Genomic DNA, 25,667 nt, shown 5'->3' with positions numbered 1-25,667 from the left:
CACTTACTAAGTGAAAGTTATGATTTATCAATTTATTTTAGGGTTTAAAGCGCCTGAAGTTAGGAAATATACGGAGCTTGCTGTTTGTTAGGTAAAATTTTGTTAATTAAGGTTGAGTTAAACCTTAGAGTTGATACTGTTCAAATAAGCCTTTTTGTATTGTTAGTGTAATATAGATACCCTGAAGCATTGGTTAAAAATACAAGCTATAATTGAATCGTTGTAAAGTTATTTTCAATATTTATGAATCAGTCTCCTATTGATCTACTATTTGAGTCAATTTTTGGTTATCTACCAAATAAAAAAGGTACAGCTTATGAAATTATTGCTGCAATTGTGACACAAATTTTAGAAGAGAATGCATCAGTGGTTCACGATAGTAGAATCGAAGGAGTATTTAGCCAAACTCTATATCAAATTGATGTCTTGAGTGAGAAAGACAATAGAAAAGCATTTGGTGAAGCTAAGGATTACACCATAAAAGATAAAAAAGTTGGACGTGATGATATTCAGAAAATGGCTGGAGCTTTAAGAGACGTTAATATGGATGAGGGTTTATTTTTTTCAGCAACTGGGTTTACAAAACCTGCTAAGGACTATGCAGAAGCATCAGAAAAAATCATAGGAAAGCCAATTCAATTATTGCATCTTCGCACTACTATAGAACAAGATGAGAAAGGACGTATAAAATCTATTCAGGTTGATATTCCAGGATTAGTTCCCAAATGTCAAGACGGTAAATATAAACCTATTTGGACTTCTGATGGAGATTCTTTACTAGAAAAACTCATTCAAGAAGATGTAGTCAAAGAAAATACTACAATAGGTGTCTTTTCTATTTATGATGCAAATGGGAATATTATATACACCATACAAGAACTTACTCATGAACTTATTAATATATATTGGGGGAGTTCTATTACTCAAGAAGCTATTGGTTGTATTCCAACTCCTAATGGTCATATAAAAATTCAGGATAAGTTTGTACCTATACATGGAATTGATTACTCAATTCCTTTGTATGAAATAGTAGAAACTGTGATTGTTCAAGCTGATGGTAATGTAAAATTGTTGGTCAAGTCTGAAGATGGAAAGGTAAATAAGCTGATTACAGATACTCAGTTATCAAACTACGTTTTAGATAATAAGACAGTTCAAATGCAGACCAAAAAAACGAACAATTTCAATAATATATACATTAAGGATTCTCAGACCAAATAGATAATTCAGATAAATTTTTACAACTGTAACTGAACAGCGATCGCATTCCTGATGTAGAGTGAAAGCGATCGCTCAAAGTAAAAATCTCTATTTCTGAATCTAAACACTTTATATAATTCTAATAAAAGAACTGGTAGCAGGATCATACCCAACTTTGCGAACTTCATCAGAATGTTCCTTAAAATCAGAATAAATATTAGAATTTCCCATTGAAATGATAACAACCTGCACTCCTTCACGACGTGCAAATTTCATAGCCGGAATAAAGTCGCTATCTCCTGTTACAAGTATCAGTCGTTCAACAGTATGCTTGAGAGTTAATGAAGCTACATCAAGTCCAATTTTAATATCTACACCCTTTTGTTGAAGATCAGCTTGAATATCAGTGTCTAAAATACTTCGTCCAGTTTTGATAATATCTTGAGTAGAATATTTCTTGATAATCCATCCTTTAAAAAGAATATTTCCTTTTCTGAAAGCTACCTTGCTGCTTTGTGATAACGCATTTTGTAAAGATTTGCTTCTACTACAGGCTGAAGTAGCACTAAAATCAATACTTGTACCTGAAATTGGGTTAGTTTGTGTTTGCTCGTAAGGTTGACAGTCGTAATAGTATAATCGGAATAGATCCTCATCACTATCCAAACATACTTGAGAAAACTTGATAACATCTTCAGCAGTAGCATGGTTATTACCTAGCATTGCATACAGTTTTTTCAAAACAAAGCCACCATCTAGAAGAATTGCAACTGATTTCATTCAAGTTCCTTTGGATACAAAACTAACAACTTGACATATTAAACTAAAACTTGTTATTATGTAAATATCCGAACGCCAGTAGGCTGGCAAAGCTTATAACGCCCTTCCTCTAAGAATTTATAGATTACGGAGGAGGGGCATAATATTTTGAAATATACAGTGAATAGTTATATCTTCTTTGAGAGATGCGATCGCATTTCCGATATAGAGTTAAGAGCGATCGCCTGATCATTCAAGACCAATAACCACAGCTTGACCTTTCACCACTGTAGATAAAATATCTAAAATCTTTGGAACTAAAGGTTTAAGATCCATTAATCTATTAGACTTTGCTTACAAAACAACCACAGCAATATTGAACTAAGATAAATTTTGCTGAAAAGATAAATTCCTATCAACTGTAATAAAAATATCCAATTCTGTTTCTATTAAAGCCAATAATTTACCATTTTTAGTTCCCGCCCATCCCATCTGGGGAACAGTTTTAATTTCATAACCTATAAATTCTTTGGTTAATCTGCGATCAATACATTCATCTAAAATCAATTTCATTTTATGCTACCTTACTAATCATTGCTTTTTCTACTTCCTCCAAAAATGTAATTACTTGTTCTTTAGTAACCGTAGGAAAACCTTCTAAAAAATCATCTATTGAATCTCCTGCTTTTAAATAATCTAAAAGTGTTTGAATAGGAACTCTTGTTCCAGTAAAAACTGGAGTACCACTCATAACTTCAGGAGAAACGCTGATAATTGAAGTATTGTTAGACATAGTTTTTTATGTGTTCAAGTAATATTTTTATTTTAACATTGATGTGAATGTTGCTAGTAATGACTTACAGAAGTAATAATACATATAGAGTAAAGATGAAATTATGCTAAAAACATTTAGAGCTTGGTTAAAAGGAAGTCGTTTAGAGTGGATTGATGATGTACCTGCATTGGGAGAAAAACTAACCCCAGTTCATGTTACATTGCTAGAAAATGAACAAGTTATAGATAAAAAAGCACGGGGACAGAGAATGGCTGAAATTTTAGAAAAACTAGCTATGAGTCAAACTATGACTGATATTGACCCAATTCTCTGGCAGCAAGAAACCCGTCAAGATCGTTCACTTCCAGGAAGATAAAACGTGCTGCTAGATAGTAATATTATCATCTACTCTGCTCAAGCAGAACACAATAAATTGAGAGAATTAATTGCTGAATATGCACCTGCGGTATCAGCACTTAGTTATTTGGAAGTTTTAGGCTATCATCAGCTTACCAAAGATCAAATTCAGTATTTTGAGGAGTTTTTTCAAATTGCTGAAGTTTTACCCATCTCTCAAGATGTTTTAAACCAAGCAGTCATTTTGCGACAACAGAAAAAAATGACTTTAGGTGATGCGATTATTGCCAGCACTGCTTTAGTGTATGGGTTGATTTTAATAACAAGAAATACAGATGATTTTCGCTGGATAACTCAACTAAGATTGTGGAATCCATTTGAATCTGATAAACCTAGTTGAGGGATGAGTTTGATCTGCGATCAATAAATTATTACCCATTCCCCATTTCCTATTACTTACCCGTTAATTTCACCAACCCAATACCACCAAAATACAACCCTAAAACCGCACCTGCTAATAAACTTTGAGTTAAAGGATCAGTAGAAGGTGTTAACACCGCACCTAAAACCACTGCAAACATAATCACAAACCGCCAACCGGCTAACATTTGATTTGAAGAAACAATACCTAAATTACTTAACAATAATTGAATAACGGGAACTTGAAACGCTAAACCGGTACTAAATAACAGCAATAGTACAAATTCAAAATATTTCTCAATTGACCATAGTTGTTCTACCACATCAGCACCGTAGCTAACAAAAAAGTTTAATGCTGCGGGAATAAGTAGAAAATAAGCAAATACCAACCCAGCCAAAAATAGAAAACTCGAACCAAAAACCACCGGTGCTAATAAACGACGTTCACGACGAGTTAAACCGGGTAATACAAATTGCACAATTTGGTAAAGTATAAAAGGAGTGGCCAGCACTAAACCACTGTAACCCGCAACTTTGAGGGAAACAAAGAAATATTCTCCCGGTGCTAGTTGCAGAAATTTAATACCGTTTGCAGGAACTTCTAGTATTTGTACAAGTGGTTTAACAACGACAAAGCAACTAACTACACATACCGCTACAGCTATTAAAGAATAAAAAATGCGCGATCGCAATTCTTCCAGATGATCGAAAAACGACATTTCTACTTCATCTGGTAACTCATCTAAGGGATCAACTGCTGAGTTATTGTATCCTTCTTTGTCAACATTGGGAGAATTAATAGTATCTATGTCTGGTGATGATGTCATGAGTCAGTTTCTAGGCAACATTCCTTAACTATTTTATCTTCCAGGGCGACTAGCAACAGAGGTTTTCTTGGTTTTGGGAGATGGAGATCAAGGAGTCAGGATATCAAGGAGTCACGATATCGAGGAGTCAGGATATCAAGGAGTCAGGAGATCAAGGAGTCAGGATATCAAGGAGTTGTGAACTACCCAAACCCGCTTACATTTTGGTCTTATCAGCAATCACCAATCACCAATCACCCATTACCCATCACCAATCACCAATCACCAATCACCAATCACCATTACTGCTGCGGTAATTTCGGTTGTTGTTCTGAGTATTTAGCTACTAAAGCAGAAATTGACGGATTATACAACCGCAGATAATTCCAATAGTTGCCAAATACCAACCGCACATAGTTCCTAGTTTCACCAAAAGGAATTTCTTCTACAAACTCATCTGGATCTTGTTTGGGTATGGTTTGTAACCATTTGGCTACGTTGCCCGGTCCTGCGTTGTAGCTGGCGATCGCTAACATGGAATTATTACCATATTGCTGATGGGTATGATCCAAATACCATGTACCCAACATAATATTATCATTGGGGTTTTCCAAATTGAGGTTTTTGATATCCATACCAATTTGTGGTGCTATCCATGCAGCGGTACTGGGCATTACCTGCATTAAACCCGTCGCACCAACCACGGATTTAATTTTTGGTTGAAACATTGACTCTTGGCGCATCAATGCTGTAACTAGCAAAGGATTAAGTTGACGTGATATAGACCATTTTTGTATTTCTTGAAAATAGGGAAACGGATAACGGGCTTGCCAATAGGTGATTTCTTTACTTAAAGCTGCAAATTCTGCTTGTTCCTCTGGTGTTTCCCGATCTTCTAATTTAGATATCTTAGCAATACCAATCAGATTTTCACCTTTTGCTAACCGCATCAACCCTTCCGTAAATTCTTCCGCTACGGTAGGTTGACTGTTATTTTTAAATGCTGTTTCCCACTCATACCAAGCATCTCGATCTTGTCCCAGTAAATACAATTCTTTAAAGGTATCAGAACCCGCTGGAGGTACGGGACGTTGGGGCGGGATAATTTCTGGATTGATCAACCGCAAGTTACTAAAATCACCTACATCTAAACCTAAAATACTAGCAGCCCGCCAAGCATAATAAGATTGGGGAAATTGACTCAGTACATACTCGTAGGCTTTCCGTGCATCTTCCTGTTTACCTAGTAAAGTTGCCCATTTTCCTACCCAAAAACTGGCTCTGGGAGCTAAAATACTCCTGGGATTCTCTGTAGCGATTGGTTGCGCCCACTGCCATGCACCTACATAATCTCTATTTTTGGCTTTATTGAGGGCATTTTTCCAACGATATTCTGCTGCTTCTTCAGAGTTGCTATATCTACCTAACAATAATTTCCAGGTTTCTGTAGCGGCCTGATTATCTTTAAGCGACTCTAGCAGTTTAGCTTTTTGTTCCAGTGCCTGGGGTGCTTGTTTCGGAAACTTATTAATAATTTGGTCAAGATAAGATATGGCAGCTTTACCAGGGGTGATTTCTGCTAATCTTAATAAGGCTGTTCCCGTTTCTTCATCATCGGGAAATTGTTGGATTTGTTGCTTATAAATAGTAATTGCTTGATCTCGTTTTTTATCTATTTGTAAACCTCTAGCCCTACGATAAATGTTTTTAGCTGATTTTGGAGCTTTAGCATAAGCACTGGCAGCCTTAGCAAATTGGTTATTTTCCCAATATACTGAACCGATGAGATCCCAATCTGCGGCTGTGAGTTGGGGCTGTTTAGCTAACTGATCTAAAATACCAGTAATTCCTGGCTCATCAGAGGCATATTTAGCTAGGATTAATTTTAACTTGGGTTGATTGGGGTTTTCTCGTAGGCGTTTGCGGATAATTTCCCAGGTGAGGGGATGGGAAGGAAATTGAGCGATCGCCTGTTCATGTAGCTTTGGCAACCCAATCAAATATATAGCTTTAACTACCACTGCATCTTGAGGATAATCTTTTAACACTTTTTGCCGCAGATCCGAAGCTTTGCCTTTTTCACCCAGAATATCTTGTGCTTGGGCTTGTTTGAGTAAAATGTATGGTGCTAAAACAGGATAGTCTTTCTCTAGACCTTCTAGCAATGTCAGGGCTTTTTTACCTTGATTAGTTTCTATATAATCACTTGCTAACAGATAACGCGCTCTTTCTCTTTCCGGTGAACTGCCATTCTCCGCAATTTCCGCCAGTTTTGCCGCCCGTTCCGGTAAAGATTGTGATACCAAACGAAATACAACTGACTGGGATTTATTAGCCTCAGATAATTTCTCAGGCTGACTCTGACTCAAGTTTAACCATTTACTCAAGGTTTTTCCAGCTTCTGGGGCTGATATCATACCCCCGACTAAAAAGGCACATAGCCCTGCACCAGCAATCAAATAAATTTGCTTGTTTTGTAGTTTCTTTAGCATGGATACCCGCTTTTAGTCTAGCTTCTGGAAAAGAAAGATTCCGATCAGTTTCTTGCCACTTTAACACTATTGGCTGGAAATGTTATGGGAGATAGGCAAGATATGACTAAAAACTTGATTTTTGCCTAAGGGTAATTCATGAATATTGACAAAGGCTGTTTTGGTTTGAATTGTTACCAATTACAATCGCGGGTTATTCTCTTAAAGTATTTTCAGCATCTTAATAGACATCTCCGAAAAAGATGTAGGGTCTCATGAATTGTCCCTAAGAATGGGTTTCAGGTTACGCATATTTAATTTTCGGACAGGTCTAATGAATGTCAATAACTTGTACAATAAAATACGTAAACTTTAAAATAAATACAGTATTTATACTATTTTGCGGGGGGGGGGTAGGTGATATTATGCATTTGTAAAAAAATTACATTTAATTGACAATACCTTAGCCATTTTCCCGTAGGTTGGGTTGAACGAAGTAAAACCCAACGTATTTGTTGGGTTTCGTTCCTCAACCCAACCTACAAATCAAGATATTTTTGATTTTGGCGAAGGTATTGATTGACTTCTACCTTTTGTAAAAAATAACTCGGAGTTACAATGTCTTTACGCCACTCTTTAATTGCTTCCAGCTTAATTCTTGCCCCCATCACTATCCTCGGTTTTGGATCTGCTGCCTTTGCTAATAACCCCAATGATAGTGTAATTGCTACCGGCAATGTCCCATCAATTATCGCCATTGACACTACCGCCACTGCAGCAGCTTCTGCCTTACCGATGGCAGCAGGTGCGCAAACTGCTCACATCGCCAATGTTTATATCACCAGTAACAACACTGCGGGTATCACCATCACTGCCACATCCACCAACAGCGGTGAGTTGGTATCTGATAACAATCCAGCAGATAACATTAACTACACCGTTGCCATCGTTAATGATGGTGCAACTGCACCATCTTCAGGTACTGCGATTGGTAGTTTGAGTCAGAGTGAAACAACTGGTTTTAATGCCACCACAGGTGTCAAACCTATGGACTTATACATTATCTATACTGTCCCAACTCTGCCCAAAAAAGGTGGTTATAGTGATACCATTACACTCACTGTAGCTGATAATTAAATCTAACCCTAGCTATAGCCCTCTGCAAACGTATATTACTTGTTGAAAAAACTTGTGGAGGGCTAATAAGTAGGTAGGCGTTAAAAATTATCGTTAGGGCAAGGCAGGAGGTGAGCCACTGCGGTGGACGGGTTTCCCGGCATAAAGCAAGTGGCGAACCCGAAGGGCAGGGGGCAGGAGGCAGGAGGGAAGAGGTTTTTAGCCATTTTACATTTTTGTACTTGCTTTGGTTTTTTCGTGCCTACTTACTTAGTTAGTTAGCTCAATAATAACTTCACTCTAATATAGCAATCCTAAATGATTCATGAACACTTTCTGTTCCCTGTTCCCTTCCCTCACCCATACATAAGTTCTCAACTCAAATAGGATCGCTATAGATAATTAATATTTCATATCCTATGAAAACTTTGATATATCGTTGTTTTACTGCTGCTATTTTTCTGTTAATTAGCACTATTTCACCTGCATTAGCTTTCAAATTAGATCCGATTTCCAGGGTATTTGCACCGGCAGGAACAGGCGCTACCCAGTCTTATCAAATTATTAATGATAGTGCAGAACAAATCGCCGTTGAACTGTCAATGGTAGAGCGAAAAATCAGCTTAGAAGGTGAAGAAACCACCGAAAAAGCTGATGATGATTTTTTAGTTTTTCCATCCCAAATCATCCTACCACCCCAAGGTGTACAATCTGTGCGTGTCACCTGGTTAGGTAATCCCAACCCAGAAAAAGAACTTGCTTATCGCCTTGTGGCTGAACAATTACCAATTAACTTAAAAAAACCAGAACCATCAGCACCAGAAACAGCACAAGGAGCGGTAAAAGTGATGTTTCGTTACATGGGTTCAGTGTATATTCGCCCCAAAAATGCCCAGACCAAAGTAGTTTTAAATAGCATTAATCATGAAAAAGGAAAAGACGGAAATGATTTGTTAGTAATTACTTTTGATAATCAGGGTACTCGCCGTGCTGTATTATCAGAATTAAATTTAAACTTAACTAGCGAAAAAGGCAGTCAAATTAATCTCAAATCAGAAGAGTTACAAGGTGTGAATAATGGGGTAATTTTGGCAGGAAATCAACGACGGTTTTCTATTCCTTGGCCTAAACAATTACCTGTGGGAAAAGTCACAGGCACATTTACATTTAAAGATGTTGAATAATCACCCCTACCTAAGAGGATGTTTGAAAAGTATTAGATGAAACCAATAATCTCGAAAAACCTAACCCCCCTTCCCTACCTCTCCCTAACCCTCTCCTACAAGGAGAGGGAAGCGGAAAAACTTTTGTTGCTGGAATGGGGGTTTCAAAGCCTATCCCCTTGTAGGGGAGAGGTTTGGAGAGGGGTTAATTTATCTCATCAATGAAACTAAAATTCAAGGTTAATAATTTACAATTATTGCTGTTTTTTGGGTGCAGTTCAATTTTCTTTAAGTCTTCACCCAGTTTAGGGGAAGATTCACCTTCTCCATCGCCAAATGTACCTCCCGCAACGCAAAACCAAGACCCAACATTTGAGGAAATTTTTAAGAAACCCCGGAACGAAAACCAGAGAGTCATTGTTCCATTTTTTATTGATGGACAACAAAGAGGACAAGTATTGCTGACCTTGGGAAATAGTCCCGCAGTTCGCATTCAAGCAGCACCTTTGTTAGCAGAAACAGAAAAAGTTATTCGTCCAGATATCCAAGGAAAACTGACAAGTGCGGTTGATAATGAAGGTAATTTAAGCCTAGAAATTTTGCTAGAAAATGGCTTACAAGCAACTTTTGATCGCTCTAAATTAGAATTACAGATTCAAGTTCCTCCTGCTCAACTTCGCACTAATGTAGCTAATTTAAATGCTGGCAGATTACCCCCTGGTAGTGAAAAAGCTTTGCTTCCTAGCACTTTTAGCGGTTATGTCAATTTTCGCGCTGATAAAGATTATATTTGGTCTGGTTCAGGACAAACAAATATAGGATTGCAACCTTTACGTTTAGCTGTAGATGGTACATTGAATTATAAAAACTGGGTGTTTGAGGGACGGGGCAATTTTACAGAAGCAAGAAAACCTGCTTTTATTAGGGGAGATTTGCGAGTAGTGCGGGATGCACCAGCAGAAGCTTTACGTTATGTAGTGGGGGATCTTGCTCTTCCCATTACAGGTTATCAAAATAGTAAGCCTCAACTGGGAATTTCGGTGGCTAAAAATTTTAGTTTACAACCTTATTTAGTCACTCGACCTATTAGCCAATTTGAGTTTTTCTTAGAAAAAGATTCATTAGTTGATGTATTAGTTAATGGGAGATTACAACGAACTTTACAGTTACCAGCAGGACGACAAGATATTCGGGATTTGCCTTTGAATACGGGAGCTAATGATGTAGAATTAGTGATTAAAGATGATGTGGGTCAGGTGCAAAGATTGAATTTTTATAAACCAGTGGCGGGGGATTTATTAGCACCTGGAGTACAGCAATTTGCCTATAGTTTGGGTGTTCCATCTATTGAAAGTAATGGCGATCGCACTTATGATTTTACTCAACCAATTTTGACTTTATCCCACCGTTTAGGTCTAACTAATCAATTCACCGCAGGTACTTATATACAAGCAGATTTTCAACAACAACTTGCTGGTTTGGAGGGAATTTTTGCTACCAATTATGGTAACTTGGGCTGGGATCTTGCCCTCAGTCACGATCAGCAATTAGGAATTGATTATGCTGGTAAGTTACGTTATGAATATTTGCAAGTTGGGGACAATAATCCATCTCAACGTTCGTTGCAATTAACTGTAGAATCTAAAGGACGAAATTTTGTTAGAGTGGGAGAAGCGAAACCACGTAACGATTTTTTATATGATATTACTGCTAATTATAGTCAAAAATTATTCGGAGATATGAGAGGAAATCTGAGTACCAGATATCAATTTGGGCGAGATATTCCTAATACTTATAGATTTTCTCTTGGTCTTTCTAGAACTTTCCGCAATGGGTTAAATGTAAATCTCAATCTCAGTCAAAATCTTGATCGGACTGGTTTTGCAGAACAACGTGCTGACATTAATTTTTCTTGGACTTTACCCCGAAGCCGTCAATCAATCCAAGCATCATCTAATATCAATAATAAAGGAGAACCTACTAATCGTCTCAACTGGAATTATAACCCGTTGCGAACTATCGGCACGCCCAAACCTTCCCTGAGTTTAACCCAAAATGATCGGAGTTATAATTGGAATGGGCGATTATCTTATACAGGTTATCGTTTTGATGGGAATTTATCTCATGATGCGGTTTTTCCTAGAAATGGAAATAATGCGATCGCTAATACTACTAAATTCAATTTTGGTACTGCTTTAGTATTTGCCGATGGTTATTTTGGCTGGTCTCGTCCTATTAATAATAGTTTTGCTTTAGTAATTCCCAAAGACGGTATAAAAGGTCAAGAAATCGGTATTAATCCTAGTTCCGGTGGTTATACTACCCGCATTGATAATTTAGGATTTGGTGTAGTGCCAAATTTAAGTCCTTATAATATTTCTACTCTTACAATTGATGCACCTAATTTACCTGTGGGAATGGATTTAGGCGATCGCGTCATCAAAGTTTTGCCAAGTTATAACAGTGGTACATTGGTACGAGTGGGAACAGATGCTACCGTTTTCTTGCGAGGGGTATTATTGAATGCTAATGGTGAACCTATTTCTCTAGGATCAGCAGAGATTGTTGCTGTGGGCGATCGCAATTGGCAACCAGTTACTATATTTACCAATAAATCAGGTAAGTTTGCTACTTCTGGATTAAAACCAGGACGCTATGAAATTCGCTTATTTACCAATCCTCCAGCGGTGATTCCCTTTGCAATTCCATCTGATGCTAAGGGCATATATGATACTGGTACACTGAAAATTACTCCCAAGTAAAGTTTAGATATCAAATTTTTACCCCCCTTAGAGGATGTTTGAAAAGTTTTTAATGTATAAATAAACCCCTCTCCAAACCTCTCCCCGCGTCGGGGAGAGGCTTTGAAACCCCCATTCCCTTGTAGGGAAGGGGGGTTATGTTTCTAGAGATTATCGGTTTCATCTAATACTTTTCAAACAACCTCTTAATCCCTCCTGAATCAAGAGGGAAAACCACAAAATCCGATTCCCTCCCCTTGTCAAGGGGAGGGTTAGGGAGTGGTTAAAACATCTTTTCAGTAAACCTTATTTTGGTAACAACTTGAAAGAATCACAAAAACCACTGATACTCTTAGTTAGAAATTTTTGCATTTTTGTAGTGGTTTCTGCACTGACTTGATATAATCTTCTATCAACTAAAAAGATTCTCTGTTTAATAATTTTATCACCAGGTTTAGTATAGTTAACTTCTTTGCCAAAATGACCTTCTAAACTCATTTTTTCTTCACTAATTAAAGTTGCTTTGGCATTTTCTAAAGCTGTTTTCTTGCCAGTATCTATCGCTGCTTCAACCTGATTATTACGTTTTAATAGTTCAATGTATTCTTCTGGATAATCAATATAAGCAACTGTGTATTTTACCTCTTCCTGTGGGCGTTCAACGGTAAATAAATTCACCTCAACTTCGCCATTTTTACTTTTGATTTTTTGTTTTGTAACTGTGGGTGTCCCAGGAAATAAAATACTAAATCCTCCTTCTTGAGAAGAAAAGACTTGCCATATAGATTTTACTGTTGTTTGTGGTTGATTGGCTAATGCGGGTGGAGTAATTGTGTAGCCGCTGCATAAAATCAACGCTGCCAAGGAGTAAGGTATGATTTTAAAGTTCATATCTAAATTTAGTAATTCCATTGATTGAGAATAACAAACTGATTGGCAAGTGTAAAGTTTGCTATTTGGATATTAGCAATAGCTTAACAGGAGTCAGGAGTCAGGAGTCAGGAGTCAGGAGTCAGGAGAAAGAATTTATTTTTCCCCTGTCACCTTATTTCCCAATTATAAATCATTTTACATTTTCCCTAATTCGGGAGTTCTACCTTTTAAACCGATCATTAATTTCAGTGCAAAGATTTTCAACATTGGAACTCGCTGCATTAACCATAAACCTAAACGTCGGATAATTACCACGGGTAAGATGTTATTAGAAAATACCCGATCTAACAAATCAGTAAAACCTAAAATTGCCAGATTTTCTTTTTTTCGCCATTGTTCATATTGTTTGAGAACTTCAATTTTACCAATATCTGCACCGTTTTGGTGTGCTGTTTGGATAACTTCAGCTAAAGCAGCAGCGTCACGAATACCTAAATTTAAACCTTGTCCACCGACGGGATGACAGTTGTGTGCAGCATCACCAACTAAAGCTAAACGGGGGAGAACATAGCGATCGCTCTGCATTAATTGTACCTGAAAAATAAAGCGATCGCCTAATAATTCTAATTTACCCATTTGACTACCATACCGCTTGGTTAGTTCAGCTAAAAAATCCTCATCACTTAAAGCACATAAAGCTTTTGCTTCTTCATGGGGTGCTGTCCAAACAATGCGACATCTGTTACCAGGTAAAGGTAAAATTGCAAAAGGTCCACTTTGCCAAAATTTCTCATAAGCTGTATAGTTATGAGATTTTTCAGGTCTGACAAAAGCGACAATACAAGATTGCCAATATTTCCAACCTTTAGTTTTAATTCCCGCAGCTTCTCGAATTTTGGAACGTGAACCATCAGCAGCTACTAACAATTTAGTTTTAATTTTCTGCTGTTCACCATCAACTTTAATATTAACAGTAACTATATCTTTTTCATTCTGTGTACTAACAACTTCTGCTGGACACAAATAAGTTACATTTGCACAATTTTTCACAAATTCTTGTAAAGGTTCTAACAGTGCAAAATGTTCTGCTACATAACCTAATTCTGGTGTTTGTGTGTCTATATCAGCAGTTTGAAATTTCACCACATCGGGATAGTTAGCATCAGATAAAAACACCTGTCTATATTTAGCGATATTAGGGAGAATTTTATCCCAAATGCCAATTCCTTGAAAAATGCGGGCTGATAACATATGTACAGCATAAGCTTGGCCTTTAGCCACTGCGGCTGATGTCATCCTAGCTTCGATTAGCAGTATACTTAAACCAGAGTTCTTTAAAGCAGCAGCCAAAGTTAAACCAACAATACCACCACCGACTATCACCAAATCATAATCATATCCTGGTTTGTCTGTGGTTGTTTGGGGGGGAGTGAGAGTTTGAGTAAGCTGAGTAAGTGACATTGTGAAGATAGATGAAGATGTTTTATCTATTATTTTTACCCAAGTCCTGAAATCAGGCAAGTTGACTAGGAAAATTTTACCCGAACATGAGTTTATGTCTTACAGCGAGTTTAGTTTAGCTAAAGCCAAACAAGAGTTTGAATTAACTACTTTTGAAAAACGCGATATTTTTGCTGCTGTTCCCGAATTAGCAGCTAGTAATTTACTGACAGAAATTCTTAACTATAACCTGCCAATTGCTTTAGGAAGTAATAGTGAAAAAGCTCGTTCTGAACTAATTATTTCTCCTATTTTAGTAGATTTAAGGCGACAATTACAAGAGCAAGTGAGTTTATTTTCTGGTGTTGATTTCACTGTTGATGATAGTAAAGGATTAAATGGTACTTGCGATTTTATTATTACTCAATCACCGGAAATTTTGATTTTGACTGCACCAGTTTTAATTGTTGTAGAAGCCAAAAAAGAAAATATTAATGCTGGTTTAGGTCAGTGTGCAGCGGAAATGGTAGCAGCGCAAATTTTTAATCAACAATCTCACAGCGACATTAAAACCATCTATGGTGCAGTGACAACTGGTAGTATTTGGCAATTTCTTAAATTAGAAAAACAAATATTAAGCATTGATTTGAGTGAATATTATCTCAAAGATGTGAATAAAATTTTGGGAATTTTAGCTAGTAGCATTTCTCAAGATATACAGGTGACAGGTGACAAGTGACAGTTTTTTATAATATAAAATAATATTGTTTGATGATGTGGTAGAATAATTGCTAATTAGTCATTTAACAAGTAGATTCAAGTGAGTAAAGCAATGAATCCAATAAGTGATTTGTATTCTATTTATGAAGTTGATAATGAAAAATGGTTAGAACAAACTCTGCAATTATTAAAAGAAAAGCGACTAGATGCTCTGGATTTAGAGCATTTAATTGAGGAATTAGAAGCTATGATTCGTCGAGATAAACTGACGGTTGAGAGTTTGTTAGAACAAATAATTAGACATTTGTTACTGCTGCAATATTGGGAAGAGGAATATCAATATAATGCCAATCATTGGCAAGCAGAGATTATCAGTTTTAGAACTCAAATCAATGAATATTTGACTAAAAATCTAAGAAATCATTTACAAGAAAATAAAGATAAAGTTTATCAGAAAGCCTTAAAATATGTCAGTAAAAAAACAGGTATGATGATTCAATTTCCTTTAGAATGTCCTTATACTCTGGAACAATTATTAGATGAAAATTGGCTACCATAACGAAAGCAGTAGGGGCAAACCCCCTGTGGTTGCCCTCTTGAGTCAGGAGGTAGAAGGTAAACATTTCTTCCCAGTCCCCAGTCACCTATTAAGCCATACTTAAAGCCATTAAATTCTCAGACATTTCAAAATTAGCGGTGACATTTTGGACATCATCTAAGCCTTCTAAAGTATCAATTAATTTGAGCAGAGATTTAGCCTGATCAGGATCTATGACTTCAACTTGATTTCCCGGAATCCAACGTAATTCTACTTCTGTAACATGAAAATTTTTTGCTTTCAATGTTTGACTCAGTTTCTCTAAATTTACTACTTCAGTAAAAACTTCAGCCGTGTTATTTTCAATCATTTCATAAGTATCAGCATCAGCTTCTAAAGATGCTTCCAAAAGTTTTTCCTCATCAACCACATCTTCAACAACACATACACCTTTTTGGGAAAACATCCAACTCACACAACCTGTTTCCCCCAAATTTCCGCCATTTTTACTAAAAGCAACTCGGATATCAGCAGCGGTACGATTACGATTATCTGTTAAAGCTTCAATTAAAATTGCTACACCACCGGGACCATATCCTTCATAGCGAATTTCTTCTAAATTGGTGTTATCACCTGCAAAAGTACCTGCACCTTTGGCGATCGCTCTTTCAATGTTATCATTAGGAATACCCGCAGCTTTCGCTTTATCAATCGCTGTCCGCAACTGAAAATTTCCCGCCGGATCTGGTATTCCACTCCTAGCAGCAACTATAATCGCCCGCGATAGTTGGGTAAAGATACTTCCCCTTTTTGCGTCTGCAACTGCTTTCTGACGCTTGATATTTGCCCATTTACTATGTCCAGCCATAACTTTAAAAAGTTTAACACTCTATTCCAAGATAGAATATAACGTCGCGGTAAATTCTTCCAAAGCCTGAAAACTCCCCACCTGCCAACTACGCTCAACAGTATCAGGTATAATCTGAATAATATCTAAATCTCCCAAATAGGGACTTTTTTCAGATTTGATATATTTTCCATCTTGCAACAAATAAATAGACAACTTCCCACTATCAAAAATCCATAATTCAGGAACACCAATTGCTTCATAAGCATCAATAGTTGTTTTTGATGTCACATCAGTTTCTATTGCTAAATCTGGTGGTGGATCATCTGGTTGTAAACGTCGTTTACCTATCATTTGTTGATAATTTTGAATATAAAAACAAGCATCAGGTTCAACACCTGCTACACCTTGTTTTTTATAAGTCGTTGATCCAAAAGGTTGATATTTAATTCCTTTTGCTTTCAATAATATTTTCACGATATCTGAAATTAAATCTTTGGGAATTTCATGTTCAGGTGACGCAACTTTAATTTCTAAAATACCCTGATGATAAGCAATTCGTGAATTTCTTTTTTCTCCCAGTTCTTGTAAAATACATTCAAATTCATCCCATGTAACATCAGGAATAGTAACTTTACTACCGGGTGTTAGTTGTATTTGACTAACGGGTTTGAAAACGGGAATAGCTACATTCATAGAATACTAGGGATAGTAGTAATTTAAGACTAGTCATTAAGTATTTATTATAACAAATCTTTTAAATTTATTCTAATTTCTATTTTACTGTCAATATCTGAGTGACAAAAACACTTAATTTTGATTTGATCTTGATCTCTCAAAATTGTCTGAAAAATTAATGTACCAGATTTATTATCACTTTTAATAATTTCGGAAAATTTACTGTATTTATTTTCCTCTAATGTCTTTCTTTCAGAAAATGTTTGATAAAATAAAATTCCTTGAAAATCTACATATATTTCTTCCTCATGATAACCTTGTTTGGGATTTAAGTGATTATTCAAAACGAGTAACATATATACTCTAGACATTGCACAACTAAACTTTTCGGAAATTCTCTCTAGTTCTTTGTTATCTATGCTAGATTTTAACTCAATTAACAAAATATTCAATCTATAGCTACTTTCATATTTTTGTAAAACTACAATAGCACATTCTGTAGTTTTGCTGCTAGTTGCTATACCAGGTATGGGTTTTTCTAAATTTATTTTCCAAATTCTTTCTACTTGTGATTTATTATCAATATAATTTAATCCTTGAATACATACCTTCTTCAATTTTGCATTAGAACTTTTTTCTTCAATTTCAATTATTTCATTTTCAGCTACAGGAATTTCAACAATAAATTCTTGTTTTAATAAAGCTTTGTGAAATTCATCTCTTAAATTACGCACATCGCGTTTATTACGTTTACTCATCATCTACCTCATCTTCTTGAGTGTAGATATAATCAGTCAGAATGCGAAGTGATTTATCTAAGTTATTTTCAACTTCTCTAAAGTTTCTAAAATAGATACCAGAATCACCGCTTTCATAGTCTATAATTTTATCACCTGTGAAGAAATAAACACCGACTTTTTCCTTTGCGATAGATACAGATGAATCAACATAGTATAATTTATTATCTTCGATAATTTTCTCTACATTTACACCATGTTGATTTTTCAGAACATCCAAATATATATAGTTATTAATAGCATTAGCTAAAATTGAACTATGGGTTGTGATTAATACTTTATTTCTGGTTTCGTTTTGGATAAACTGGATCAAAATATTTAATAATTTAATCTGATTTTCAGGATGTAAATTCACTTCTGGTTCATCTATCATTAAGAAATTATTTTTTTCTTCAGCCCAATATTTAAAATATGTATCCAAAAGTGTTAACTGGTTGACAGAAGAAGAAGCTAAATACATTGGCAAAAGTTCGTCAACAGAACTTATTTGAAAATAAAATTCTGCTGCTCCAATTCCTTCTCGACGAATAATTTTTATTTCACCTCCAAGAATTTCTTGTAGTTGTTCAGAAAGATGTAAATAATGATCCTCAATATTTGCATCATACATTTCTAACAGTTTTTGAATGACTTGATTAATAGGTTTTGTATATGGTCTTTGAAAAACATCTAATTCTTCTAATTCAGCTAATTTAATCTTCTCTTTATTACGAGATCGAGGACGTTCTAATAAATCTACAAGTTTTTTGATATCTTGTTCACGTTTTTTTCTTTCAAAGTCAATAATATAAAGATAGAAGTTAGGAAAGAAAATTCTGCTTGCAGGTAAGAAAAAAGTCTCATGCTTGTGTTTTAGCATAGTTCTAATTATTATGTCAATGAGAATAGACTTTTTTTGGTTGAGTAAATTTCTGTCCAAAAATCTCTTAGGAAAGATTTCCTGAAAACTCTCTGGTAAGTCCTTTTCTTCAAAAGAGTATATCAAATCACCTTGATCTTTTTTGATTTCTATGTACTCTAATGAATTTTCTTCCTCATATTTTTTTATATAGACAGTAGCTTCAATTTTCTCATCTTTTAATTCAGATATTTCATAATCAAAATTAATGGCAATTTTATTAAAAATTGTTGCTTCTTTTCCAGTATTGAATATTTCTTTTTTTGTCTCTTCTTGTAAAAAGTTGCTGTATCTACTTAATATTTTTCCTATTAGTTCAGGAGTAACTTCAACCTTATTAACATTTTCCACTATTTCATTATCAATAATCTCTAAATTTTCCAATGCAAATTTATTAATTATATCTTGATTAAAAATCGCCCACAATAACTGAGCCACATAACTTTTACCACTATTATTTCTGCCAACAAATACAAAAAAATCCTTATCTAAATCAATGGCTTGAGTATTATTTTTAATAGGTCCTAAATTTTTGATGATCAATTTCATATAAGTTCACCTCTCAACTAACATACTCATAACTCAAGTCTACCAAATATTCAGGTGGGCATTGCCCACCATGAGATTTTAAAGGTATTTACAACCTACTAAACCTTAAACTTCTCAGTGATCCGCTTCATTGCTTCTTCCACATTTTCCCGACTGTTAAACGCGGAAATGCGGAAATAACCTTCACCCGCAGCACCAAAACCAGATCCAGGTGTTCCCACAACATTCACTGTTTGCAGCAATTTATCGAAAAATTCCCAACTGGTTAAACCATGAGGTGTTTTCACCCATACATAAGGTGCATTCACACCACCATAAACTGATAAACCTGCGTTGGTGAGTTGTTCACGGATAATTTTGGCATTTTCTAAGTAGAAACTTACCAAAGCTTTGGTTTGTGCTTGTCCTTCTTCAGAATAAACCGCTTCCGCACCACGCTGTACAATGTAGGAAACACCGTTAAATTTGGTAGACTGACGACGATTCCATAATTTCCACAATTCTACATCAGTACCATCTGCGGCTTTTGCAGTTAGGGTTTTGGGAACGACAGTTAACGCGCAACGAGTTCCAGTGAAACCCGCATTTTTGGAGAAAGAACGAAACTCAATCGCACAATCTCTCGCACCTTCAATTTCATAGATAGAATGGGGAAGACTAGGATCGGTAATAAATGCTTCGTAAGCAGCGTCAAAGAAAATAATTGATCCGTTGGCTTTTGCGTAGTTTACCCACTCTTGTAAATGTTCTTTGGTTGCAGTTGCACCTGTGGGGTTGTTGGGAAAGCAGAGATAAATTAAGTCTACTTTCTCTTTAGGTATTTCTGCGGTAAAGTTGTTTTCAGCAGTGACAGGGAGATAAACTAAACCGCCATATTCGCCTTTTTCGTTAGCATCTCCGGTATTACCCGCCATCACGTTAGTATCTACGTAAACGGGGTATACAGGGTCAGTAACAGCAATTTTGTTATTTTTGCCAAAAATCTCTAAAATGTTGCCTGTATCGCATTTAGAACCGTCAGAGATGAAGATTTCATCGGCTTCTATAGCAGCGCCTCGTGCTTGGAAATCTTGAAGGGCGATTTTTTCCCGTAACCAAGCATAACCTTGTTCTGGTCCATAGCCTTTGAAAGATGAGCGATCGCCCATATCTTCCACTGCTTTAATCATTGCAGTCCGGCAAGCCTCTGGCAAGGGTTCAGTCACATCACCAATACCCAAACGGATAATTTTCCCATCGGGGTTAGCTTGGGCGAAAGCATTTACCCGTCTAGCAATTTCCGGGAATAAATAACCAGCTTTTAGTTTGAGATAGTTGTCGTTAACAGTAGCCATTCTAGATTTTGAAGATACGCATTAAAATAGCTTACTGTAATTTAGACAATGCCAATTTGACTTTTAACGTAGTTCACACTACATAGACATCCATTGTAATTAAACCAATTCCTCCAATTTCAGAGAGCCACCTTGAATAGCATCAAATAATCCTGAATTTACTAGCCATTCCATATCTGATCCTAGCAAATCTGCTGATAGTGCAGTCAAGAATATTGCTTAACTCTATCTTGAACTAATATCAATAATTCGACAAGCTTTGTTACCACTGACGCTCACGGCGAAGCCTTGCACAATTTTAATTTTCATCATCCTCAATTCCTTGATTTATCTATGCAAATTCCCTTAGAGTATCATTGTCTTTAACATTTCTTTACAATAGGTTCTGGTAAATCACGTACATACCACCTAAGTAAAGGATAATCAGAGCTAATCCATCCCAGGTAATATACATACGTGAACGACTAACAGCATGATAAATTAATCCTGTGATGGCCACGGAAGTCATGATCATCCCAACAACGGCAGTGAAAATATGTATCTGACTGATATTTGCCCAGATGCTCCCCTGTAAATATACGAAATCATAAAAGCCCAAAATTGCTAAATTAGTGATATTTGAGCCAAAAACGTTAGAAACTGCTAAATCTACGGCATTAAGGCGTACTGCTGCCAAGGATGATACTACTTCTGGTAATGATGTGGCTGTTGCCAGCAAAAGAGCGCCAATAAAACTTTGTCCTAAACCTGTGACTGCGGCAACGCGATCGCCTAAAAACGCCAACCACACACCCAATATGACAATCATTGCTGAGAGAATGATAAATCTGCGATATGCTTGCACAGGTGTAATGTGTTGATATTGAAAAACCTCTGCTTCTTCTTCTAATACTTCTGCACGTCTTCTGGTTTCAAATTGGGCAATCGTCCGGGCGCTGACAAAATAAAGTAATAGTAAAATCACACTGGGAATACCCACCCATCCCACAGTTAAATTAGTCTCTGTTTTTCCCAACAGCATTCCCCCAGCGGCAATACCCAGCATTCCACAACCCAAACTTGCTGCTAAACCGTGACTAATTTGCGCTCGTTTCAATAATGGGGCTAGACCGTTGTAAATATCGAGCAATGCTAAAATTAGCAAATTAAAGAGACAACTGCCCAAGATACCGCCCACAGCAAGGTCTGGAGAGTTAAACATGACTATGGCACTTGTCCCTGTGGCTAACTCTGGCAAAGAGGTAACACCCGCTAACAAAATTGTACCTACCCAAGTCCGCCCTAGTCCGGTTTTTTCTGCCAACATATCAGCACTTTGGGAAAGCCATGTTCCCACAGCAATGACTAAAGCGATGCACACAATAACTTGAAGGAATAGCAGCATAGTTCACTAAAATATTTGCAGATACAGCAGGAGTCAGGAGTCAGAAGTAAAACTCTCTTTCTTTCTAAGTTTAAAGTTATATTCTGTACCAGAATAATCTGCAATCTGCTGTATGAGTGTTAAACTTAATGTTTTACAAAAATTTTCAATTTTAATTTTTAACGTGGTTCATCTGGTATTTGATATGGTGCATCAAGATATTAAAACTCAACGCATTTCCATTATTATACCTACTCTCAATGAAGCGAATAATATTAAAACAGCAATTACCAGCACTCAATCAAGTGCAAATGTGGAAGTCATTGTTGTTGATGGTGGTTCAAGTGATGATACACCTACTATTGCTGAATTTTTAGGTGCAACTGTGATCTCTTCTGCTCCTGGTCGTGCTATACAAATGAATACAGGTGCAGCGATCGCTAGTGGTGAAATTCTCCTGTTTCTCCATGCTGACACTCGTTTACCTCAAGGTTTTGATACTATGATTCGTACCGCATTACAACAACCTGGAATTATAGCTGGTGCTTTTGCTTTGCGAATAGATGCACCTCATTGGGGTTTGCGTTTGGTAGAGTGGGGTGTAAAGTTGCGATCGCATTTCTATCAATTACCCTACGGTGATCAAGCTATTTTTTTAACTAAAATTGCATTTGATCAAGTTGGTAATTTTCCCCAAATGCCTATTATGGAAGACTTTGAACTGATTACCCGTTTAAAACGTATAAGTAAAATTAAAATAATTGACGTACCTGTAATTACATCACCCCGGAGATGGTTAAAAAAGGGAATTTTTAAGACTACCCTACTTAACCAAATTATCGTTATTGCTTATTTATGGGGTGTTTCACCAGAACGCACCCGAAAATGGTATAACAATTACCGAACCCCTACTGAACCCTGAATCCTACTTTCATATTAGTTCATTCTTCCATTGATTTGGCGGGAATTTCAACTGCTGTCACATCAATTGTACCTTCTGGTGCAAAGCGGCTCAATTGACTATTTTTTACTAATAGTTGTTCTCCGCAATTTGGACATTGTAATTGGCTATTATTTAAACTTGTTATTTCAAATCCACAAACCGGACACTTATCAGTAACTAAGTTACGTTGTAGCCACCAGCGGAAACCAAAGAATGCTATAACTGGTGCTATTAACAACAGTCCAAAAATAATTAGTAAGGAATTTACCAACCAGCCTAAGCCTAATGATGCTAATAACCAGGCTACTGCTAATAAAGTCAGCCAAGGACGCAGTTTATCAAGATTTTGTTGGAAGTTATTCAGGTTCATTTCTTAAATTTTTTCTACTCTACTTTTATTTTAGTTATCGTTATCAGTGGGAACAGGTAATTGGTGATTGGTGATTGGTGATTGGTGATTGGTAATTGGTAATTGGTAATTGGGAAAAATAAAATTTATTACCCAGTCCCCAGTCCCCAGTCTCCTTACAATTGTAACATTTGTCCTAGACGCTGTTGAAATGCTTCTATCCCAAAAATAGCGATCGCCTGTTCTCGCAACCATTTACCATCACAACGTTGATCATTACCCTGGAGAATTTCTCTACAAGCTGCTGCCACTGCATCGGGGTTGCGGTGTGGTACTCTCCATCCTAGTTTACCATCTTGCAGGGGGTCAACAGAGCCATCATCATCTCCAGATAATACTGGCACAGGAGTCAGGAGGAGAATTAAAAACATTTTTTCATCTCTGGCTGCCCACAAAAGTGCCAGGTTTTTCAGACTCAAGACGCTATAACGAAAGCACCTACCGTCTTTTTATGAGCCTCAAACCTTTTATTTATCAGGCTTTTGGGTTTTCAATACGATCAGGTGCAGGAATTACTCCAGTGGCGACAGGATATGGTGAATATGATGGTACACGACTTGCGAAATTCTCTTACCAGCATGATTCTATCGGCTCATATACTCAAATATCCCAATTTACCTCTAGAGAAACAAAAGTTAAAAGTTAATCAAATTATCAGTGCGGGAGAAGAACTACAATCCATGATTGATGGTCTACTGATCATGGCTAAGTTAGAATCTGGTAAGATGGTTCTCAATTATTCTGAAGTAGACATTTATAGTTTCTGTCAATCAGTAGTGGAAGAATTTACTGCGATCGCAGAAAATAAAAATATCCAATTTATCAGCGATCTACCCAAACCTGGTAGTAGTATAAAAGTAGATGAGCCTATCTTTCGTCGCATTATCAATAATATTGTTTCTAATGCAGTTAAATTTTCTCCTGCTAACAGTAAAATCATTTTACGTGCCAATTATCTAGCAGATGATTCGGCAAAATTCGAGATTATTTACTTTAGACCTGGAGTTAAAAAAGAACTGCAAGAAAAGATTTTTAATAAGTATGAAATAGGAACTAAGATCAATAATACTAGTCAAACTGGTTTAGGATTGGCATTTTGTAAAATGGCGATCGAAGCTCATGGAGGCAAAATAACATTGCAGGATAACCATCCTCAAGGCTCTATTTTCACAGTTGAAGTTCCAGCAATTTGTACATCTACATCTGTATAAAAGACAAAATACTGCAATCAATTGAGAATTGAGAATTGACAATTGATAATTGTTTCATGGCAGGTTTTAAATCTACCCTTTCATATCATGTCCGGTTGAATACTTATCATTAAGCCAGCAGGGGGGCAGGGAGCAGGGGAAAAGAATTTTCCTATTTTTGCACACACAAGTTATATCGCAAGTGATTATGCGGACATGATATCAAGGGTAAAAAGCCTGGATCTAATAATAATTATTGTCAATAAACTACTTTGACAGAAAAAATATAAAATATTCATCATATTCATCATCTAAGATTGATAATTATCCTGAAGCGGCTAAGAACAAGGGTAATTAAAGATGGGCGAAAACAGGTTTTATAAAATCTGTTTAAAGATTGTAAAAATATTTTGGCGGCCTCATCTCCCCTAGTTTATAAGTCTGTTTTTCCCATGAAATATCACTTAACAGGCAAGTAAAAATTATGGATTTGTCAAATTTTACGACACTACAAAACTTAGAAGCAGCTTTCGGTGGAGAATCGATGGCAAATCGCAAATACCTGTTTTTTGCAAATGTGGCACGTAAACTGGGTTTTACAGACTTAGCGAAACTTTTTAAAGAAACAGCAGATCAGGAAACTGAACACGCTTTTGCACATTTTGAGTTATTACATCCAGAACTGGTTGTCAAAGATGCTGCTAGTTTAACTGATGAACAAAAACGGGAAATTATGTCTCGTTGTTTGTCTTTGGCAATTGAAGGGGAAACCTATGAATACACTACCATGTATCCTGATTTTGCTGCTGCTGCTCAAAAAGATAGAGATAATCCCGCAGCGGAAGAATTTTTCAAACAAGCACAGGAATCTAGTGAACACGCTAACACATTCCGCGCCGCAGCACATCGGTTTGGTTTGCTCAAATTCATTGAAAATTATCATGCAGATCGCTACACTGAAGCTTTAGAAGTATTAAATGGTGGACAAGCTGTAACTAGAGTAGCAGGTGAAGATCCGGCAACTCAAAAATGGATTTGTAGACAATGCAGCATGATTTATGATCCTGTTGTTGGTGATCCAGATTCGGGTATTGCACCTGGTACACCTTTTGCAGAAATTCCTGATGATTGGAGTTGTCCTATTTGCGGTGCTACTAAAAAGACTTTTAAACATCTTGAGGAAAAAGTTGCTGCTTAAATTAAACTTAAAATAGAGATTGAATAGATCCCCGACTTCTTGAAGAAGTCGGGGATCTGGATAACAGTTCTGATTTTACGGT

The 25,667-nt window shown here is 36.5% G+C and carries 25 protein-coding genes and 1 pseudogene; 11 read left to right on the top strand and 15 right to left on the bottom strand.

All coding sequences use genetic code 11. From position 1 onward, the window contains the following. The first annotated feature begins 243 nt into the window (after nt 1-243). Nucleotides 244-1,221 carry a restriction endonuclease gene (locus tag K2F26_RS17955; protein ID WP_220608885.1) on the top strand — a complete coding sequence of 326 codons (978 nt, stop codon included), beginning with the start codon at nt 244-246 and terminating at the stop codon, nt 1,219-1,221. A gap of 108 nt (nt 1,222-1,329) precedes the next feature. Here K2F26_RS17955 and K2F26_RS17950 read toward each other — a convergent pair whose 3' ends face one another. From K2F26_RS17950 to K2F26_RS17940, 3 genes are all read right to left on the bottom strand, one after another. After that, entirely contained in the window at nt 1,330-1,980 is a 651-nt protein-coding gene (locus tag K2F26_RS17950) for an NYN domain-containing protein (protein ID WP_220608884.1), read from the bottom strand. Nucleotides 1,981-2,340: 360 nt separating this feature from the next. Next, entirely contained in the window at nt 2,341-2,532 is a 192-nt protein-coding gene (locus K2F26_RS24930; protein ID WP_246605410.1) for a hypothetical protein, read from the bottom strand. Between the two features lies 1 nt (nt 2,533). Next, nucleotides 2,534-2,752 (bottom strand): DUF433 domain-containing protein, encoded by a 219-nt coding sequence (locus K2F26_RS17940; RefSeq protein WP_220608883.1) that lies wholly within the window; start codon nt 2,750-2,752, stop codon nt 2,534-2,536. A gap of 103 nt (nt 2,753-2,855) precedes the next feature. Here K2F26_RS17940 and K2F26_RS17935 point away from each other — a divergent pair, with 103 nt between their 5' ends. Further along, nucleotides 2,856-3,110 carry a hypothetical protein gene (locus tag K2F26_RS17935; RefSeq protein WP_137667314.1) on the top strand — a complete coding sequence of 85 codons (255 nt, stop codon included), beginning with the start codon at nt 2,856-2,858 and terminating at the stop codon, nt 3,108-3,110. Between the two features lie 3 nt (nt 3,111-3,113). Then, a complete protein-coding gene (locus K2F26_RS17930; RefSeq protein WP_220608882.1) occupies nt 3,114-3,491 on the top strand; it encodes a type II toxin-antitoxin system VapC family toxin in 378 nt (125 codons plus the stop codon). 52 nt (nt 3,492-3,543) lie between these two features. Here the strand turns inward: K2F26_RS17930 and tatC are convergent, their stop codons facing one another. Both tatC and K2F26_RS17920 read right to left on the bottom strand, forming a co-directional pair. Then, complete coding sequence (gene tatC, locus K2F26_RS17925; RefSeq protein WP_220608881.1) at nt 3,544-4,338, bottom strand: twin-arginine translocase subunit TatC; 795 nt, start codon at nt 4,336-4,338, stop codon at nt 3,544-3,546. A 281-nt stretch (nt 4,339-4,619) separates the two neighbouring features. Further along, the gene (locus K2F26_RS17920) at nt 4,620-6,809 is read right to left on the bottom strand and encodes a lytic transglycosylase domain-containing protein (RefSeq protein ID WP_220608880.1); all 2,190 of its coding nucleotides are present in this window, start codon (nt 6,807-6,809) and stop codon (nt 4,620-4,622) included. Nucleotides 6,810-7,406: 597 nt separating this feature from the next. On the opposite strand from K2F26_RS17920, the gene K2F26_RS17915 reads away from it, so the two are divergent. The 3 genes from K2F26_RS17915 to K2F26_RS17905 all read left to right on the top strand — a co-directional run bounded on the left by K2F26_RS17915 (nt 7,407) and on the right by K2F26_RS17905 (nt 11,829). Beyond that, nucleotides 7,407-7,925 carry a hypothetical protein gene (locus tag K2F26_RS17915; RefSeq protein WP_220608879.1) on the top strand — a complete coding sequence of 173 codons (519 nt, stop codon included), beginning with the start codon at nt 7,407-7,409 and terminating at the stop codon, nt 7,923-7,925. Between the two features lie 398 nt (nt 7,926-8,323). After that, entirely contained in the window at nt 8,324-9,088 is a 765-nt protein-coding gene (locus K2F26_RS17910; RefSeq protein WP_220608878.1) for a fimbrial biogenesis chaperone, read from the top strand. A 200-nt stretch (nt 9,089-9,288) separates the two neighbouring features. Further along, nucleotides 9,289-11,829, top strand: coding sequence for a fimbria/pilus outer membrane usher protein (locus tag K2F26_RS17905; protein WP_220608877.1), 2,541 nt, complete (start codon nt 9,289-9,291; stop codon nt 11,827-11,829). A gap of 285 nt (nt 11,830-12,114) precedes the next feature. Here K2F26_RS17905 and K2F26_RS17900 read toward each other — a convergent pair whose 3' ends face one another. Further along, a complete protein-coding gene (locus K2F26_RS17900; protein WP_220608876.1) occupies nt 12,115-12,699 on the bottom strand; it encodes a hypothetical protein in 585 nt (194 codons plus the stop codon). Nucleotides 12,700-12,876: 177 nt separating this feature from the next. Further along, nucleotides 12,877-14,142, bottom strand: a complete 1,266-nt coding sequence (locus K2F26_RS17895; protein ID WP_220608875.1) for an FAD-dependent hydroxylase — start codon at nt 14,140-14,142, stop codon at nt 12,877-12,879. 94 nt (nt 14,143-14,236) lie between these two features. Here K2F26_RS17895 and K2F26_RS17890 point away from each other — a divergent pair, with 94 nt between their 5' ends. After that, complete coding sequence (locus K2F26_RS17890) at nt 14,237-14,860, top strand: hypothetical protein (RefSeq protein ID WP_194054547.1); 624 nt, start codon at nt 14,237-14,239, stop codon at nt 14,858-14,860. A 93-nt stretch (nt 14,861-14,953) separates the two neighbouring features. Beyond that, nucleotides 14,954-15,400 (top strand): DUF29 domain-containing protein, encoded by a 447-nt coding sequence (locus K2F26_RS17885; protein WP_220608874.1) that lies wholly within the window; start codon nt 14,954-14,956, stop codon nt 15,398-15,400. An 88-nt stretch (nt 15,401-15,488) separates the two neighbouring features. Here K2F26_RS17885 and K2F26_RS17880 read toward each other — a convergent pair whose 3' ends face one another. The 6 genes from K2F26_RS17880 to K2F26_RS17855 form a co-directional block, all read right to left on the bottom strand. Continuing rightward, a complete protein-coding gene (locus K2F26_RS17880; protein WP_220608873.1) occupies nt 15,489-16,247 on the bottom strand; it encodes a YebC/PmpR family DNA-binding transcriptional regulator in 759 nt (252 codons plus the stop codon). A gap of 21 nt (nt 16,248-16,268) precedes the next feature. After that, the gene (locus tag K2F26_RS17875) at nt 16,269-16,922 is read right to left on the bottom strand and encodes a Uma2 family endonuclease (RefSeq protein ID WP_220608872.1); all 654 of its coding nucleotides are present in this window, start codon (nt 16,920-16,922) and stop codon (nt 16,269-16,271) included. Between the two features lie 47 nt (nt 16,923-16,969). Further along, entirely contained in the window at nt 16,970-17,665 is a 696-nt protein-coding gene (locus K2F26_RS17870; RefSeq protein WP_220608871.1) for a hypothetical protein, read from the bottom strand. Continuing rightward, on the bottom strand, nt 17,655-19,148 hold the full coding sequence (locus K2F26_RS17865) for an AAA family ATPase (RefSeq protein ID WP_220608870.1): 1,494 nt from the start codon (nt 19,146-19,148) through the stop codon (nt 17,655-17,657). The genes K2F26_RS17870 and K2F26_RS17865 overlap by 11 nt, the downstream gene beginning before the upstream one ends. Before the next feature lie 98 nt (nt 19,149-19,246). Next, nucleotides 19,247-20,482 (bottom strand): LL-diaminopimelate aminotransferase, encoded by a 1,236-nt coding sequence (locus K2F26_RS17860; protein ID WP_220608869.1) that lies wholly within the window; start codon nt 20,480-20,482, stop codon nt 19,247-19,249. 373 nt (nt 20,483-20,855) lie between these two features. Further along, the gene (locus K2F26_RS17855; protein ID WP_220608868.1) at nt 20,856-21,866 is read right to left on the bottom strand and encodes a sodium:calcium antiporter; all 1,011 of its coding nucleotides are present in this window, start codon (nt 21,864-21,866) and stop codon (nt 20,856-20,858) included. Between the two features lie 184 nt (nt 21,867-22,050). Here K2F26_RS17855 and K2F26_RS17850 point away from each other — a divergent pair, with 184 nt between their 5' ends. Beyond that, the gene (locus K2F26_RS17850) at nt 22,051-22,767 is read left to right on the top strand and encodes a TIGR04283 family arsenosugar biosynthesis glycosyltransferase (protein ID WP_220611933.1); all 717 of its coding nucleotides are present in this window, start codon (nt 22,051-22,053) and stop codon (nt 22,765-22,767) included. A 19-nt stretch (nt 22,768-22,786) separates the two neighbouring features. Here K2F26_RS17850 and K2F26_RS17845 read toward each other — a convergent pair whose 3' ends face one another. After that, nucleotides 22,787-23,158, bottom strand: coding sequence for a hypothetical protein (locus tag K2F26_RS17845; protein WP_220608867.1), 372 nt, complete (start codon nt 23,156-23,158; stop codon nt 22,787-22,789). 155 nt (nt 23,159-23,313) lie between these two features. After that, nucleotides 23,314-23,544: pseudogene (locus K2F26_RS17840) on the bottom strand (glycosyltransferase); the annotation flags it as partial. A gap of 156 nt (nt 23,545-23,700) precedes the next feature. On the opposite strand from K2F26_RS17840, the gene K2F26_RS17835 reads away from it, so the two are divergent. Together K2F26_RS17835 and K2F26_RS17830 are read left to right on the top strand one after the other, a co-directional pair. Next, the gene (locus tag K2F26_RS17835; RefSeq protein ID WP_220608866.1) at nt 23,701-24,408 is read left to right on the top strand and encodes a sensor histidine kinase; all 708 of its coding nucleotides are present in this window, start codon (nt 23,701-23,703) and stop codon (nt 24,406-24,408) included. 463 nt (nt 24,409-24,871) lie between these two features. Then, on the top strand, nt 24,872-25,585 hold the full coding sequence (locus tag K2F26_RS17830; protein WP_220608865.1) for a rubrerythrin family protein: 714 nt from the start codon (nt 24,872-24,874) through the stop codon (nt 25,583-25,585). The last annotated feature ends 82 nt before the right edge of the window (nt 25,586-25,667 follow it).

The sequence above is a fragment of the Sphaerospermopsis torques-reginae ITEP-024 genome, from assembly GCF_019598945.1.
Classification (GTDB): Bacteria; Cyanobacteriota; Cyanobacteriia; order Cyanobacteriales; family Nostocaceae; genus Sphaerospermopsis.
Note: the sequence above shows the minus strand (reverse complement) of the source record. Positions and strands in the feature narration are given on the sequence as shown.

Bases quoted from the DNA above. Each gene is read 5' to 3' on its own strand.
- K2F26_RS17950 (WP_220608884.1), bottom strand. From the start codon at position 1,980: ATGAAATCAGTTGCAATTCTTCTAGATGGTGGCTTTGTTTTGAAAAAA.
- K2F26_RS17885 (WP_220608874.1), top strand. From the start codon at position 14,954: ATGAATCCAATAAGTGATTTGTATTCTATTTATGAAGTTGATAATGAA.
- tatC (WP_220608881.1), bottom strand. From the start codon at position 4,338: ATGACATCATCACCAGACATAGATACTATTAATTCTCCCAATGTTGAC.
- K2F26_RS17905 (WP_220608877.1), top strand. From the start codon at position 9,289: ATGAAACTAAAATTCAAGGTTAATAATTTACAATTATTGCTGTTTTTT.
- K2F26_RS17940 (WP_220608883.1), bottom strand. From the start codon at position 2,752: ATGTCTAACAATACTTCAATTATCAGCGTTTCTCCTGAAGTTATGAGT.
- K2F26_RS17870 (WP_220608871.1), bottom strand. From the start codon at position 17,665: ATGATGAGTAAACGTAATAAACGCGATGTGCGTAATTTAAGAGATGAA.
- K2F26_RS17920 (WP_220608880.1), bottom strand. From the start codon at position 6,809: ATGCTAAAGAAACTACAAAACAAGCAAATTTATTTGATTGCTGGTGCA.
- K2F26_RS24930 (WP_246605410.1), bottom strand. From the start codon at position 2,532: ATGAAATTGATTTTAGATGAATGTATTGATCGCAGATTAACCAAAGAA.
- K2F26_RS17860 (WP_220608869.1), bottom strand. From the start codon at position 20,482: ATGGCTACTGTTAACGACAACTATCTCAAACTAAAAGCTGGTTATTTA.
- K2F26_RS17955 (WP_220608885.1), top strand. From the start codon at position 244: ATGAATCAGTCTCCTATTGATCTACTATTTGAGTCAATTTTTGGTTAT.
- K2F26_RS17875 (WP_220608872.1), bottom strand. From the start codon at position 16,922: ATGAATGTAGCTATTCCCGTTTTCAAACCCGTTAGTCAAATACAACTA.
- K2F26_RS17855 (WP_220608868.1), bottom strand. From the start codon at position 21,866: ATGCTGCTATTCCTTCAAGTTATTGTGTGCATCGCTTTAGTCATTGCT.
- K2F26_RS17850 (WP_220611933.1), top strand. From the start codon at position 22,051: ATGGTGCATCAAGATATTAAAACTCAACGCATTTCCATTATTATACCT.
- K2F26_RS17910 (WP_220608878.1), top strand. From the start codon at position 8,324: ATGAAAACTTTGATATATCGTTGTTTTACTGCTGCTATTTTTCTGTTA.
- K2F26_RS17890 (WP_194054547.1), top strand. From the start codon at position 14,237: ATGTCTTACAGCGAGTTTAGTTTAGCTAAAGCCAAACAAGAGTTTGAA.
- K2F26_RS17935 (WP_137667314.1), top strand. From the start codon at position 2,856: ATGCTAAAAACATTTAGAGCTTGGTTAAAAGGAAGTCGTTTAGAGTGG.
- K2F26_RS17880 (WP_220608873.1), bottom strand. From the start codon at position 16,247: ATGGCTGGACATAGTAAATGGGCAAATATCAAGCGTCAGAAAGCAGTT.
- K2F26_RS17845 (WP_220608867.1), bottom strand. From the start codon at position 23,158: ATGAACCTGAATAACTTCCAACAAAATCTTGATAAACTGCGTCCTTGG.
- K2F26_RS17915 (WP_220608879.1), top strand. From the start codon at position 7,407: ATGTCTTTACGCCACTCTTTAATTGCTTCCAGCTTAATTCTTGCCCCC.
- K2F26_RS17895 (WP_220608875.1), bottom strand. From the start codon at position 14,142: ATGTCACTTACTCAGCTTACTCAAACTCTCACTCCCCCCCAAACAACC.
- K2F26_RS17865 (WP_220608870.1), bottom strand. From the start codon at position 19,148: ATGAAATTGATCATCAAAAATTTAGGACCTATTAAAAATAATACTCAA.
- K2F26_RS17830 (WP_220608865.1), top strand. From the start codon at position 24,872: ATGGATTTGTCAAATTTTACGACACTACAAAACTTAGAAGCAGCTTTC.
- K2F26_RS17900 (WP_220608876.1), bottom strand. From the start codon at position 12,699: ATGAACTTTAAAATCATACCTTACTCCTTGGCAGCGTTGATTTTATGC.